We start from the raw sequence: 14,163 nt of genomic DNA, 5'->3' as shown, positions 1-14,163 counted from the left end.
CTGCGAGATCTACACCGACGTGGACGGCGTCTACTCGGCCGACCCACGGCTGGTGCCCTCCGCACACAAGCTGGAGCGTGTCTCCTCTGAGGAGATGCTGGAACTGGCCGCCAACGGCGCCAAGATCCTCCACTTGCGCTGTGTGGAATACGCCCGCCGCTTCGGAGTCCCGCTGCATGTACGCAGCTCCTTCAGCCATCACGAGGGGACTTGGATCATTCCCAGCCCCGAAGACAAGATCCACCTCCAGGAGGGTGAACCCTTGGAACAGCCCATCGTCGCAGGAGTGGCCCACGACCTCTCCGAGGCCAAGGTCACCGTGGTCGGGGTCCCCGACATCCCGGGTAAGGCCGCTGAGATCTTCGGCGTCATCGCCGGCGCCAACGCCAACATCGACATGATCGTGCAGAACGTGTCCACCGCCGGCAGCGGTCGCACGGACATCTCCTTCACCGTCCCGATCGTGGAGGGCAAGGCCGCCATTGCCGCCCTGCGCGAGCACCAGGAGGAGATCGGCTTCGAAGACGTGGAGTACGACGAGCAGATCGGCAAGCTCTCCTTGGTGGGCGCCGGCATGCGTTCCTCCGCAGGCGTGTCAGGAACGTTCTTCAACGCCCTGCACCAGGCCGGCATCAACGTGGACATGATCTCCACCTCGGAGATCCGCATCTCCATCGTCACTCACGCCGATCGCCTGGCCGCGGCCGTGAAGGCCGTGCACCAGGCCTTCGGGCTGGACGGCACCGAGACCGCCACGGTCTACGGAGGCACCGGCCGCTGACACGGTGCCGGTCGCTGACAAGAAGAACCGACGCATCGACGTGGGGCCTTGGCAAGTACGAGGCGGCGCCCGCCGCTCGTCGCGGATCAGCGACGGCGCGGGCCCGCCTCGTTGGCCTTCCTGAACACGGTCAGCAGGCGTGAGGCCACGGCCAACGCCCACACGGCGACGGCGATGCCGATGCCGGGCCAGAAGCCCCAGTCGGTCCGCCAGGTCACCAGAACGGCAGCAAACACGGCCACGACCCATCCGAACAGCACCAGGATGCGCAGCATGGAGCCGTGCGCCCACCCCGCCGTGGTGACACGTGGCAGCAGGACCACGACCACGACCATGGCGATCAGCAGCAGTCCCACCAAAGAAATCACGACGTCCATGCCCTCATCCTTCCATCCGAGCACCTTGCGATCGGGATCCTCGGATGTGGCGCACGCCGTCGCGCGTCTTGGACAACGGTGGGAGCATGGGGACATGCCCTCCTCTCGTCCCTCCACCAGCGCGCCCGGCCAGGCCCCCGTGCTGTCGGAGAGCGCATGGCGCAGTGCCGAGCGGACGCACCTGGAGCGAGCTCAGGTCTACACCGTGCCCCTGCGGGAGCGGCGCTCACGGGGGCAGAAGCACCCCGTGGAGGACTTCCTCTTCTCCTACTACTCCCTGACACCCGGCCAATTGGAACGCTGGCATCCGGGCGCCGGCGTTGTGCTCCTCGGCGAAGCCGCAGTCGAAGAACGCGGCGCTTGGAAGCACTACACAGTGCTCGACGACGCGGACGGGGACGGTGTGCCCGGCGTCGCCGTGGACACGGCGGCCTTCGCCGCCGATCGTGCGTCGATGATCTCCTTCGCGGGGGCCATCCTGCAGGGCACGTCTTCACGCCCGGCGCAGTTCGCGTGCTTCGGGCTGCACGAGTGGGCCATGGCCTACCGCTCCGATGTGCACGGGGTCCGCCACGACTACCTGCCGCTCCGGCTGGGCGGCACGGGAACCGACGAAGTCGTGGAGTCCCACAACATCAAGTGCTCTCACTTCGACGCTTTCCGCTTCTACGCGCCGGAGGCAGCTCCGCTCAACCAACTCCAGCCCACCAGGGAAACCCAGCGGGATCTGGAACAGCCCGGCTGCCTACACGCCAACATGGACCTGTACAAGTGGGCCTACAAGCTGCTGCCCGCGGTGAGTTCCGACCTGGTGATGGACTGCTTCGAACTGTCCTGGCGGGTGAGAACCATGGACATGCAGGCCTCCCCCTACGACCTGACCGAGTGGGGTTACGAGCCCATCCGTATCGAGGAGCCGGACGGCAAGGCAGAGTACGTAGCGGCCCAGCGCGCCTTCGCGGACGAGGCCGCGCTACTGCGGTCGCGCCTGCTGCAGCAGCTGCATCAGGCGAAGCTGCTCAGTTCGCCGTCACCTCAACCCGCCGATTGAGCTGCTTCCCCTCCTCGGTGCCGTTGTCACCCACCGGGTTCTGGTCCCCGTACCCGGCGGAGCTGATCTTGGCCTTGGGGAAGGACCTCTTCAGCTGTTTTGCGATGACCTTGGCCCGGTCCTTGGACAGCTTGGTGTTGTCCACCTTGCCCCGCACGTTGTCCGTGTAGCCCTCCACTTTCAGAGACTCAGGCTGCTGTTTCTTGATCCGCTTCGTCAGGTTCGCCAATTCGGCTTTGGCCTTGGGCGTCAGCTTGGCCGAGTCCTTCTCGAAGAGCACATTCCCCGCCAAGGTGAACTTCTTTCCGTCCTCAACCACGCCGCCTGAAACGGTACCGCTGGGGAAATGCAGCGTCTCCACGGGAAGGTTCAGATCCTCGAACCGGTATTCCACGCCGGGACTGTCCGGATCCACCGTGTCCGCAGTCGCGGGCGCCCCGAGCAAGGCCGTGGCGGCACCCGCCGCCACGAGGGAGAGCGACGCGAGCACCACGCGTCGGCCACAGGCATGACCCCTCGAAGCAATCATTGAGCGCTCACGTTCTCGAAGTCCCCCACGGTCTCCAGGTGAACGGTGAACTTCTCCGACTTGGGTGCAGCGAACGTGGCACTCAAGGTGGTGCTCTCCCCCTCCTGGATGTTCATCCCCCGCAATCCCGTGGTGCAGGCGCAATCACCGGACTGGTTCCTGCCCGGCAGGTATCGCTGACCATCCGCGATCAACCAGGCATTCAACCCTGCGTCCCCGTTGGACTGGCCCTTGTTCAAGTTCGTCGTATTGAACGAGATTTCCGCATTCGCCGCAACGGACAGTCGGAAGTTCACGGTCATGGTCTTTCCGTTCACCACCGGTTGGATCAGGTCCACTTTCACACCGTCGGGAGCCCCCTTGATGTCCAGGCTCTTGCTCGCCACGATGGCGTCTGCGGCTTGGTCCGTCGGTTCTGTCGACTCGGCAGGATCACTGGAGGGTCCCGAATCCGACGCGCTCGAGGCAACGGACGGCGAAGCTTCCTCGGCGACCGCGGTGGCGGCGGAAGCCTCGGCTACGGGGGAGGAAGACTGTGCGGCCTCGGGCTCGGACGAATCCCCCGAGCAGCCGGAGAGCGCGACGGAGAGGGCCAGAAGGCACCCGGCAGCAGGGGCAACAGCAGCGATGCGTTTCTTCACTGTGGAAGACCTTTCACTAGCAGACGATTGATTACAGCATTAGGTTTCTGGTGGCACAAGAGGAATTTCTCGAATTCCGCGTTCCGAACAGACCTGCGCAACGCGAAACCGACACCGGATGTCATGCCGAGCGCGAACAGGTGTTGCCCCCTTGGCCGTCAGCGAAAGCACTCATGAAAGAATGTCCATCGGTAGGTCGCGGAGGGAGAGAGACAGCTCGATGGAATTCATGGTCATGCTGATCGCGCTGCTCTTCGGCACTGTGCTCATGGTCGGAGTCGGCGAACGCCTCCGCCTGCCGTATCCGGTGTTGATGCTGCTGTTCTCAGCGGCCGTCGCGTTGATCCCCGGACTGCCGGAACTCCATGTGGAGCCTGACCTCATCCTGCCGCTCTTCCTGCCTCCACTGCTCTTCGCTGCCGCTCAGCGTTCTTCCTGGTCGGTGTTCCGAGTGCGATGGAAGTCCCTGATCCTCTTGGCCGTGCTCCTGGTCGCGGTGACCGCCTTCGCGGTGGCAGGGATCGCGAATTGGCTTGTCCCGACCCTGACCTTCACCGGCGCGCTGGCGCTGGGTGCCCTCTCCGCTCCCCCGGATCCGGTCGCTGTGGAGGCCGTGGCAGGCAAGGTCAGCATGCCCCGTCGCCTACTGACCCTGCTCCAGACCGAGGGCCTGTTCAACGACGCCATCGCCATCGTGCTCTTCACTCTGGCGGTGGATGCCACGGTGGAGGGCGGCAGCATCGGTTGGGGCCTGATCCCGCGGTTCCTACTCTCCGCCGGCATGGCAGTGGTGGTCGGATTCGTAGTGGCCTGGCTGGTCGGTTGGCTCAACCGATTCGTCCCGAACATGGTGGCTCGCTCCGCAGTCACCATCGTGGCCCCGTATGCCGTCTACATCCTGGCGGAGGAGGTCCACGCCTCCGGTGTGGTCGCCGTGGTGGTGACCGCACTCGAGATGGGTCGCCGTGCACGCCCGCAGGATTCTCAGGAACGCCTGACCCGCACCAGCTTCTGGTCCGTCATCGAACTGCTCATCACCGGAGCAGCCTTCGGCTTGGTCGGCATGGAGATGCGGTACGTGCTGGAGGACGAGGGCTCCAACGTCATCAGTTTCATCCCCGGCGCGCTGGCCGTATGTGGAGTTGTGCTCGCGGTCCGCTGGCTGTGGTTCCTGATGATCTACAAGGTGGGCGGAACCGAGTCCAAAACCCGCACCCCAGGTTCCATGAAGGACGTCCTGGTGCTGACCTGGTGCGGCATGCGTGGACTGGCCACCCTGGCCCTTGCCTTGGCGCTGCCCACCCACCTGGCCGACGGCAGCGAATTCCCAGGCCGCAACTTCATCGTCACTTGCGCCTCGGCCGTTCTACTGGTCACGCTGGTGATCCCCGGCCTCACGCTGCCAAGCCTCATGCGGGCCCTCAAGCTCCCCGTGCATGACGCCGCCGAGGCGCGCATGGAACGTCTGCTGGCACGCAAGGCCGAGATGGTCGCCGTTGAGACCATTCGCACCTCCGCGACGGCCCAGAAGCTGCCAGAGAAACGTCGTCAGGCACTGGAACGCCGCATGTCCTCGCTGCACTCCCTGCTGGAGAGCGACTACCAGGACGATCCGGAGAAGATGCTGCAGCTGAAGAACGTGCTGGGTGTCATGGACGCTGTGCAGCGCCAGGCTCTGCAGGCCGCCAGACGTGAGGTGTTGAAGGCTCGCAAGGCCCGCGACATGGACCCGGAGGCCGTGGACCGTGTGCTCCGACGCCTGGATCTGCGCACGGTGACCCTGGACAAGTAGCCGCTGACCACAGCCACGGTCAAACACCACATCTACGGTGCCCAGTACTCAGTGAGCACCGTAGATAGGGCAAATTGCCGTAGTTGAGCAGAGCCGCTCGTAGGATGGTCCCCACCATGGAACAGCTTTCCGCCGATCAGGCCCGCCGCGCCGCCCTGGCCGCTCAGGGCTTCTCCGGCTCCTCCAAGGTCCCGAAACGCAGGCCCTTCGCCGCCGCCTTGGATCGGCTCCACGTCCTGCAGCTGGACTCAGTCAACGTCTTTGCCCGCAGCCACTACATGCCCCTGTTCTCCCGGATCGGCGACTACGACCCCGACCGACTCGACGCCCATCTCTGGGACTCCGGAGAATTCACCGAGTACTGGGCACACGAGGCCGCGCTGATCCCGGTGAGCCAGCGCCCGCTGTTCGCCTGGCGGATGCAGGGCATGCGGGAGAGATACGCCTCGACGTCACGGGCGGACACGCTCGCCGCTCCTGCCGCGAGGGTACTTCAGCGGCTCCGCGACGAGGGGCCCATGACCTCCGGCCAACTCGAGGAGGAGACCGGGCGGACCCGCGGCACCTGGTGGGACTGGTCCGACACCAAGCGTGCGGTGGAAATGCTCTTCGCCACCGGAGAGGTCGCCGTGGCCACGCGGCGTGGGTTCCAACGTGTCTACGGCCTGGCGGAAGACGTGCTTCCCGAACACTCACTGGGAGCGGTTCCCCGTGAGCAGGCCCAGCGCGCTCTCGTCGAGGAGGCCGCCGCCCGTCTCGGTGTGGGAACCCTCGCCGACCTGGCTGACTACCACCGCATCAAGCTCGCCCCCGCTCTCGCCGCCGTCTCCGCGCTCGAAGACGAGGGGACGCTGATCCCGACCCGCGTTCAGGGCTGGTCGGATGCCCGTGGAAAACCGCTGAAGGCGTGGATGCACCGCGACTCACGCGTCCCGTCACGCTTGGCACCGGACGCCCTGCTGACCCCGTTCGATCCCGTGACCTGGTTCCGCCCGCGCGCCGAGCGGATCTTCGATTTCCATTACCGGATCGAGATCTACACCCCGAAGCCCAAGCGTGTCTTCGGTTACTACTGTCTGCCGCTGATGGTGGGCGGTCGGCTGGCCGGGCGCATCGACCTGAAGGCGGACCGCAAGGCGGGTGTCCTCCGCGTCCCCGCCGCGTGGCAGGAACCTGGCGCCCCGACGCGCACGCCGGAGGTGGCCCAGCGTCTGCTGGCGCAGGCCGCCACCTGGCAGGGTTTGGACACGGTGATGCCCGATGGCGCGGGCAACTTACCCCTGCCCCGCACCTTCCCCGCAGCCGCCTGATCGCCACCGGCAACGTCGACCCCACACGGCACCGGCTTCCCACACCCGCCACTCAACGTCGGCTCGATTTCTGACGTCGGCGCAAGAGCCGCAGCTGCACCGAAGTTGGGAATCCAGCCGACGTTGGGTCAGCCGACGACCCCATCCACGTAGTACCAACGCCCCGCCTCGCGGCGGAAGCGGCTGACCTCGTGCTGCTCACCCCGTCCTGCGGGCGTCCGGTACACCGCTGTGAACTCCACGACGCCCGTGTCGTCGAAGGGACCGCCGGCCTTCGTGGAGTCGATGCGCAGGAACAGCCACCGGGTGTCCTCATCCAGCCCGAGTTCCCCAGGTCGGGTGGAGGCGTCCCATGTGTAGAGCAGGTGCTGAACATCCCCCACGACAAAGGCCGTGTACCGCGAACGCATCAAGGCCTCGGCGGTCGGCGCGGCTTCCCCTTGCCCGAGCCCCAGCAGGTACCGGGCGCAACAGCCACCGAACGTCTCGCCACTTCCACATGGACAGCGCTGATCGTCATCCGGGCGCGTCTGCATGAGCCTCCTCCAGCTTAATATTTGGTCCGCCGCGCAGACCTATCAATCCTCGGGTTCCGCGGCAGCGGAACCCGTCCCCACGTCGTCGGGCGTGGTGCCCCCATCCGCAGCGTGGGCAACCGTGCCGGCCTCTGCGACCAGCCTGTCCCTACGCGTCCGCGCCCAGAGCCAACCGCCTGCCGCACCGGCGGCCGCACCCAAGGTCGCCACGATCCACACGCCGACGTGACGGGACTCTTCATCATGATGTTCTCTGGCCATGACTCCAGACTAGGCCCCGTGATGCGACCGACGTCACGAAACATGCTTGCAATATGGTTGACCCCTACTGTGAATATGGACGCAATCACCGTGCAATGGGGCCCGGACCGCGCGCGTCCGGTCCGTCCATTTTCCACCTCCCTGAAGGAGACCCCTTGGAACCACAGCTGGAGCACGTCTACTCGGACGTCCTACGCCGTAACGCCGGCGAGCCGGAATTCCACCAGGCCGTCCGCGAGGTCTTCGAGTCCCTCGGCCCGGTGCTCGCCGACCGCCCCGAGTACGTCGAGGCCGGCGTCCTCGAGCGCCTCTGCGAGCCGGAGCGCCAGATCATCTTCCGCGTGCCGTGGGTGGACGACTCCGGACACGTGCGCATCAACCGTGGTTTCCGCGTGCAGTACAACTCCGCCCTCGGACCGTACAAGGGTGGCCTGCGCTTCCACCCCAGCGTCAACGTCGGCATCATCAAGTTCCTGGGCTTCGAGCAGATTTTCAAGAACTCCCTGACCGGCCTGCCCATCGGCGGCGGCAAGGGCGGCTCAGACTTCGACCCGCACGGCAAATCCAATGCCGAGGTCATGCGCTTCTGTCAGGCCTTCATGACCGAGCTCGCCAAGCACATCGGCGAGTACACCGACGTCCCCGCGGGTGACATCGGCGTGGGCGGGCGCGAAATCGGCTACCTCTTCGGCCAGTACCGTCGCGTCACGAATTCCTTCGAGGCAGGCGTCCTCACCGGCAAGGGCCTGACCTGGGGCGGCTCACTGGCCCGCACCGAGGCCACGGGCTACGGTGCCGTCATCTTCGCCGAGCAGATGCTCCAGACCGCGGGACGCAGCCTCGAGGGCATGAAGGTCACCGTTTCCGGCTCGGGCAACGTGGCCATCTACGCCATCGAGAAGGCCCAGGAACTGGGCGCCAAGGTCCAGGCCTTCTCCGACTCCTCCGGCTATGTGGTTGACGAGGCCGGTGTTGACCTGGATCTGCTCAAGGAGATCAAGGAGGTGCGTCGCGGCCGCGTGGCTGATTACGTCACAGCCCGCCCCTCGGCCCGCCTGGTCACCGCCGGTTCCATCTGGGATCTGCCTGCAGACATCGCGCTGCCGTGCGCCACCCAGAACGAACTCGACGGCGACGCCGCTGCGACCCTCGTCAAGAACGGCGTCAAGGCCGTGTCCGAGGGCGCCAACATGCCCTGCACCCCCGAGGCCGTTGCAGCATTCCAGTCCGCGGGGGTCCTCTTCGGCCCCGGCAAGGCTGCCAACGCCGGTGGTGTGGCCACCTCCGCACTCGAGATGCAGCAGAACGCTTCCCGTGACACCTGGACGTTCGACTACACCGTCGAGCGCCTCACCGAGGTCATGATCGGCATCCACAAGACCTGCCTCGAGGCCGGTGAGAAGTACGGCAAGCCGAACGACTACGTCTTCGGCGCCAACGTTGCAGGCTTCACCAAGGTGGCAGACGCCATGATCGCCCAGGGGATCATCTGAGCATTCGCCTCACTCTGAAGCACGCACAGCGAAAGCTGCGCACACCGCGGCCGGGGCCCGACGCCGTCGGGCACCGGCCGCTGTGTGTTCGACCCGTCCGGATCAGGACTTGGCGGCTTCCGCCTCCTCGCCCGGAGCCGCAATCCTCTGACCGTCCGGCACCACGGCGATGGCGTCGGTCTTGATCGAAACTCCCGTGGTGTCCTTCATGTACAGTGCAGCCACCAATCCGATGGCGCAAGCGACCATGACGGACACGGCGGGCGTCAGCGTGAAGCCGGTCCCGTCGATGATCGCATCGTTGATGTACGGAGCCGTACCGCCAAAGAGCGCTGTCGCCACGTTGTACGTGATCGCGAATCCCGCATACCGCACATGCGTGGGGAAGAAGGCAGGGAACGTCGCAGAGATCGTGGCCAGCTGCGGCAAGTAGAGCAGGCCAACCAAGAAGAACCCGATGATGGTTCCGACCAGTCCGACCCTCATCAGCAGGTACAACGGGATGGAGAGCACGATCAGGGAGATCAACGAGAACAACCACATGTTCTTGCGTTGAACGTGGTCGGAGATCCAACCGAAGACCGGGATGCAGCACATGAGGGCGAACTGACCGATGAACATCACGACCTGGACCAGTGTGGGGTCCAAGCCAACGCTCTTCTCGAAGTAGGTGGGCGAGTAGGTCAGCAGCGTGTAGTTGACCACGTTCACGGCGATGACCAGGCCGGCCATGATCAGCATCTGCTTCCGGTAATGGGTGAAGAGTTCACGCCACACGCTGCGTTTGGACTCCGACTGCGCGGCAGCGGCCGCTGCCTCCTGCTCCTTGTACAGTGGCGTGTCCTCCAGCTTGGACCGCAGGTACATGCCGATGAGGCCAAGCGGTCCGGCGATGAGGAACGGGATCCGCCAGCCCCATTCATACATGGCGTCCGAGCCCACTGCGAGGTTCATCACCAGCACCACGAGCGAACCCAACGCGAAGCCGCCCATGGTCCCGGTCTCCAGGAAGCTGCCGTAGAAACCGCGCTTCTTGGAAGGTGCATACTCGGCCATGAAGGTCGCCGCACCGCCGTACTCACCGCCGGCGGAGAAGCCCTGGATCATCCTCAACAGGATCAACACCGTCGGGGCCCAGAACCCGATCACCGCATGTGTCGGCAGGATTCCGATGCAGAACGTGGATCCCGCCATCAGGATGATGGTCATGGCCAGGACGACCTTGCGCCCCACCTTGTCCCCCAACGGTCCCAGGACCATTCCGCCCAACGGCCTCACCAAGAAGGAAACGGCGAACGTCGCCATGACCGCAAGTGTCGCCTTGTCGGCGTCCCCCGGGAAGAAGTTGTGAGCGATGTAGGTGGAGGCGATGGCGTAGACGCCGTAGTCGAACCATTCGACCGCGTTACCCATCGCGGAGGCCGCGATGGCCTTGTGCAGTACGGATTTGGGAACCCGTGTGATCTCTTCCGAGTCCTGCGTGGACCCTGTTCTGCTTTTCTTCATGACGTGCCCTCCAACTAGATGTGAAGTTCATTCCGGACCGCCTCGCCCGAATCTCGAGCTCACGTGTCCGGGACGCACGCGAAGCGGTCGTTTCATCTCTACCCAGCGGCTTCCGCTGTCCGGCCTCCGCAGGCAACGACGGCCCCAACTGTAACCACCATTACAGCGTTCATCAACGCGGATCGGGCACTGTGAGGCCGTTGGACTGGGGACTCAGGCTCCGTTGGATGGGACGTACTCCTGGGATTGCAGGAGGTTGCAGCAGGGCGGTCGATCGCCCTGCCCCGGCACCGCAGCGGCGATGGATATGACGCTGGTCGCCTCTCGAGTCACCGGCAGTCCACAACGGCTAGACTGTGGGGGCAAGCTCGCGGAGCGCCGAACCCGGCGTGAGACGGCATCATCACCGTGTCACTCCCAACTGGTCAACTGGATCAAGGCCGCCCCACGCACCCTCACCAGAACCGAAAGTGACACGCATGCCCCGGATCGTCGTCGACGTCATGCCCAAGCCAGAGATCCTCGACCCGCAGGGCAAGGCCATTGCCTCCGCCCTGCCGCGCCTCGGATTCACCGAGTTCCACGCGGTCCGCCAGGGCAAGCGCTTCGAACTGTCCGTGGAGGGCGAGGTGACCGACGCCGTCCTGGAGCAGGCCCGTGAGGCAGCCGCCACCATGCTCTCCAACCCGGTCATCGAGGACGTTGTCGCCGTGACCGTGGTGGACGAGGACTGAGCATGCCCCGCACCACCGAATTTCCCTTCCTCGTGGACAACTCCATCGAGAACTACCCCGACTCCGGGATACGCGTGGGCGTGGTGACCTTCCCCGGCACGCTCGACGACCGCGACGCGGCCCGCGCCGTGCGCCTGGCCGGCGGAGAACCCGTCTCCCTGTGGCACGCGGATGACGACCTGCAGGACGTGGACGCCGTGGTCATCCCCGGCGGATTCTCCTATGGTGACTACCTGCGAGCAGGCGCCATCTCCCGCTTCGCCCCGATGATGGACAAGATCATCGACGCCGCCAATTCCGACGCCGCACTTCCCGTGCTCGGCATCTGCAACGGCTTCCAGATCCTCACCGAGTCGCACCTGCTGCCCGGTTCCATGATCAAGAACGACCACCTGCACTTCATCTGCCGCGACCAGCAGCTGAAGGTGGAGAACACCTCCACGGTCTTCACCAACAAGTACAGCGACGGCCAGGTCATCACCATCCCGTTGAAGAACCAGGATGGCCAGTACGTGGCGGACGCCGCGACTCTGGAGCAGCTCGAAGCGGAGGGCCGCGTGGTGTTCCGCTACGAGGGCCTGAACCCCAACGGCTCCCGCAACAACATCGCGGGCATCACCAACGCCCGCGGCAACGTGGTGGGCCTCATGCCGCACCCCGAGCACGCCGTGGAGTTGGGCTTCGGCCCCGAGCACACCGGCCGTGACGGCCTGTTCTTCTTCACCTCCCTCATCAAGCACGTCCTGGAGGCCGGCAAGTGAGCGCCAATACCGCAGAGCCCAAGAAGTTCAACATCGACACGGTGGAGCATGCCGCTGCCACCCCCGGCGAGGAGCAGCCCTGGGCGGAGCTCGGCCTCAAGCAGGACGAGTACGACCGCGTCGTGGAACTGCTCGGACGCCGCCCCACCGCGGCGGAGCTGGCCATGTACTCCGTGATGTGGAGTGAACACTGCTCCTACAAGTCCTCCAAGGTGCACCTGAAGAAGTTCGGTGCCAAAGTGGACGAGACCATGAAGAAGGACCTCATGGTCGGGATCGGCGAGAACGCCGGCGTCACCGATCTGGGGGACGGCTGGGCCGTGACCTTCAAGGTCGAGTCCCACAACCACCCGTCCTTCGTTGAGCCCTACCAGGGTGCCGCGACCGGCATCGGCGGCATCGTCCGCGACATCATCTCGATGGGTGCCCGCCCCGTAGCGGTCATGGATCCGCTGCGTTTCGGCGCCATCGACCACCCTGACACCGCCCGGCTGGTGCACGGCATCGTGGCCGGCATCGGCGGCTACGGCAACTCCCTCGGCCTGCCGAACATCGGCGGCGAGACCGTCTTCGACCCGGTGTACCAGGCCAATCCCCTGGTCAACGCCCTGGCCGTCGGCGTGCTGCGCCACGAGGACCTGCGTCTGGCCAACGCCTCCGGCGTGGGCAACCGCGTGGTGCTCTTCGGCGCCCGCACGGGTGGCGACGGAATCGGCGGCGCCTCGGTGCTGGCGTCGGAGTCGTTCGACGATTCCAAGCCCTCCAAGCGCCCGGCCGTGCAGGTGGGTGATCCCTTCTCCGAGAAGGTGCTGATCGAGTGCTGCCTCGAGCTGTTCAAGGGCGAGCTCGTCGAAGGCATCCAGGATCTAGGCGCCGCGGGTATCTCCTGCGCCACCTCGGAGCTGGCCTCCAACGGTGAGGGCGGCATGGAGGTCGAGCTGACCTCGGTGCTGCTGCGTGATCCCACGCTGACCCCCGGCGAGATCCTGATGTCGGAGTCGCAGGAACGCATGATGGCAGTGGTCACCCCTGAGAAGGCCGAAGCCTTCGAGGCCACCATGGAGAAGTGGGGAGTCGAGTACTCGTGGCTCGGAACGGTCACGGACACCGGTCGCCTGATCATCACCTGGGACGGCGAGACCATCGTGGACGTGGACCCCAAGTCCGTGGCCCACGACGGCCCCACCTACGACCGTCCCTACGAGCGCCCGTCCTTCCAGGACGCCGTGCAGGCGGATCACTTCCGCGCCTCGCAGGCCGGCCAGGATCTCCCGAAGTCCGGCGACGAACTCCGCGCGGCTCTGCTTGATCTGATCGCTCAGCCCAATCTCGCTGACACGTCCTGGATCACCTCCCAGTACGACCGCTACGTGGGCGGCAACACCGCACTGGCCATGCCCGATGACGCCGGCGTGATCCGCGTGGACGAGAACACCGGCATGGGCGTTGGCCTCTCCACCGACGCCAACGGTCGTTACGCCTACCTTGACCCCTTCGCGGGGGCGCAGCTGGCGTTGGCGGAGTCCTACCGCAACGTCACCACCACCGGTGCCGTTCCCATGGCCGTGACCGACTGCCTCAACTTCGGTTCCCCTGAGGATCCCGAGGTCATGTGGCAGTTCGTGCAGGCCATCGACGGTCTCTCCGATGCCTGCCTCGCACTGCAGGTTCCGGTGACCGGCGGCAACGTTTCCCTGTACAACCAGACCGGCACCACGCCGATCCACCCCACCCCCGTGGTGGGCGTGCTCGGCCGCTTCGACGACGTGGCCCGCCGCACCCCGTCCGGCTGGACCGAGAAGCAGGATGGCCAGGCCATCTACCTGCTCGGCACCACGCTGGACGAGCTGGACGGTTCCGAGTTCGCCAACCTGCGTGGCCACCTGGGCGGTCTGCCCCCCAAGGTGGACCTGGAGCAGGAGAAATTGCTTGGCCAGATCCTCATCTCCGGGTCCCGTGCCGGCATGTTCGACGCCGCGCACGACCTCTCCGAGGGTGGCCTCGCTGCCGCATTGACCGAGATGGTTCTGCACCACGGTGTCGGCGCCCGCGTGAACCTGGAGCGGCTGCTGGACCGCGATGGGGTGGATGCCTTCACCGCGCTGTTCTCCGAGTCGCAGGGTCGCGCCATCGTGACAGTCCCTCGTTCCGAGGAGGAGCGCTTCGTGGCCATGGCCGAGGTCCGCGGCTACCCGTTGTCCCGCCTGGGCATCGTGGATGCCGAGGCAGGCGCCCTCGAGATCCAGGGCCTGTTCTCCGTGCCGGTCGAGGAGCTCCGCGAGGCCAACACGGCCACGCTGCCGAAGTACTTCGGCTGATCCTTCGATTTCACTGCCCGACGGCGGTGGTACGGTTCCGTGCGGAACCGGCCCCCCGCCGGCGCGCAACAGG

General features: G+C 65.7%; 14 protein-coding genes. 8 read left to right on the top strand and 6 right to left on the bottom strand.

The genetic code is table 11. From position 1 onward, the window contains the following. On the top strand, nt 1-781 hold a 781-nt coding region (locus Q0A15_RS10840; RefSeq protein ID WP_291279543.1), incomplete at its 5' end, for an aspartate kinase. An 86-nt stretch (nt 782-867) separates the two neighbouring features. On the opposite strand, the gene Q0A15_RS10835 is transcribed toward Q0A15_RS10840, so the two are convergent. Next, complete coding sequence (locus Q0A15_RS10835; protein WP_291279542.1) at nt 868-1,158, bottom strand: hypothetical protein; 291 nt, start codon at nt 1,156-1,158, stop codon at nt 868-870. 94 nt (nt 1,159-1,252) lie between these two features. Here Q0A15_RS10835 and Q0A15_RS10830 point away from each other — a divergent pair, with 94 nt between their 5' ends. Further along, nucleotides 1,253-2,209 carry a 3-methyladenine DNA glycosylase gene (locus Q0A15_RS10830; protein ID WP_291279541.1) on the top strand — a complete coding sequence of 319 codons (957 nt, stop codon included), beginning with the start codon at nt 1,253-1,255 and terminating at the stop codon, nt 2,207-2,209. On the opposite strand, the gene Q0A15_RS10825 is transcribed toward Q0A15_RS10830, so the two are convergent. Together Q0A15_RS10825 and Q0A15_RS10820 are read right to left on the bottom strand one after the other, a co-directional pair. Further along, a complete protein-coding gene (locus tag Q0A15_RS10825) occupies nt 2,178-2,738 on the bottom strand; it encodes an OmpA family protein (RefSeq protein WP_291279540.1) in 561 nt (186 codons plus the stop codon). The genes Q0A15_RS10830 and Q0A15_RS10825 overlap by 32 nt on opposite strands. Beyond that, entirely contained in the window at nt 2,735-3,379 is a 645-nt protein-coding gene (locus Q0A15_RS10820; RefSeq protein WP_291279539.1) for a hypothetical protein, read from the bottom strand. The genes Q0A15_RS10825 and Q0A15_RS10820 overlap by 4 nt, the downstream gene beginning before the upstream one ends. 220 nt (nt 3,380-3,599) lie before the next feature. Between Q0A15_RS10820 and Q0A15_RS10815 the strand changes: the two genes are divergently transcribed. Together Q0A15_RS10815 and Q0A15_RS10810 are read left to right on the top strand one after the other, a co-directional pair. Then, nucleotides 3,600-5,171: a Na+/H+ antiporter gene (locus tag Q0A15_RS10815; protein WP_291279538.1), complete on the top strand. Its 1,572-nt coding sequence runs from the start codon at nt 3,600-3,602 to the stop codon at nt 5,169-5,171. A gap of 116 nt (nt 5,172-5,287) precedes the next feature. Continuing rightward, nucleotides 5,288-6,481: a crosslink repair DNA glycosylase YcaQ family protein gene (locus tag Q0A15_RS10810; protein ID WP_291279537.1), complete on the top strand. Its 1,194-nt coding sequence runs from the start codon at nt 5,288-5,290 to the stop codon at nt 6,479-6,481. 128 nt (nt 6,482-6,609) lie between these two features. On the opposite strand, the gene Q0A15_RS10805 is transcribed toward Q0A15_RS10810, so the two are convergent. Together Q0A15_RS10805 and Q0A15_RS10800 are read right to left on the bottom strand one after the other, a co-directional pair. Next, on the bottom strand, nt 6,610-7,017 hold the full coding sequence (locus Q0A15_RS10805) for a YchJ family metal-binding protein (RefSeq protein WP_291279536.1): 408 nt from the start codon (nt 7,015-7,017) through the stop codon (nt 6,610-6,612). A 42-nt stretch (nt 7,018-7,059) separates the two neighbouring features. Further along, entirely contained in the window at nt 7,060-7,278 is a 219-nt protein-coding gene (locus tag Q0A15_RS10800; RefSeq protein ID WP_291279535.1) for a hypothetical protein, read from the bottom strand. Between the two features lie 155 nt (nt 7,279-7,433). On the opposite strand from Q0A15_RS10800, the gene gdhA reads away from it, so the two are divergent. Continuing rightward, nucleotides 7,434-8,771: an NADP-specific glutamate dehydrogenase gene (gene gdhA, locus Q0A15_RS10795; protein ID WP_291279534.1), complete on the top strand. Its 1,338-nt coding sequence runs from the start codon at nt 7,434-7,436 to the stop codon at nt 8,769-8,771. Between the two features lie 102 nt (nt 8,772-8,873). Here the strand turns inward: gdhA and Q0A15_RS10790 are convergent, their stop codons facing one another. Further along, nucleotides 8,874-10,277 (bottom strand): MFS transporter, encoded by a 1,404-nt coding sequence (locus Q0A15_RS10790; protein ID WP_291279533.1) that lies wholly within the window; start codon nt 10,275-10,277, stop codon nt 8,874-8,876. A gap of 479 nt (nt 10,278-10,756) precedes the next feature. On the opposite strand from Q0A15_RS10790, the gene purS reads away from it, so the two are divergent. From purS to purL, 3 genes are read left to right on the top strand one after another with little or no spacing between them, the layout of a single operon-like run. Continuing rightward, nucleotides 10,757-11,011: a phosphoribosylformylglycinamidine synthase subunit PurS gene (gene purS, locus Q0A15_RS10785; protein WP_291279532.1), complete on the top strand. Its 255-nt coding sequence runs from the start codon at nt 10,757-10,759 to the stop codon at nt 11,009-11,011. A gap of 2 nt (nt 11,012-11,013) precedes the next feature. Beyond that, on the top strand, nt 11,014-11,772 hold the full coding sequence (gene purQ, locus Q0A15_RS10780; RefSeq protein WP_291279531.1) for a phosphoribosylformylglycinamidine synthase subunit PurQ: 759 nt from the start codon (nt 11,014-11,016) through the stop codon (nt 11,770-11,772). Further along, nucleotides 11,769-14,090 (top strand): phosphoribosylformylglycinamidine synthase subunit PurL, encoded by a 2,322-nt coding sequence (gene purL / locus Q0A15_RS10775; RefSeq protein WP_291279530.1) that lies wholly within the window; start codon nt 11,769-11,771, stop codon nt 14,088-14,090. The genes purQ and purL overlap by 4 nt, the downstream gene beginning before the upstream one ends. Nucleotides 14,091-14,163: the final 73 nt, after the last annotated feature.

The sequence above is a fragment of the Galactobacter sp. genome (assembly GCF_022712295.1).
Classification (GTDB): domain Bacteria; phylum Actinomycetota; class Actinomycetes; order Actinomycetales; family Micrococcaceae; genus Galactobacter.
This window is presented reverse-complemented; position numbering and strand designations above follow the sequence as displayed.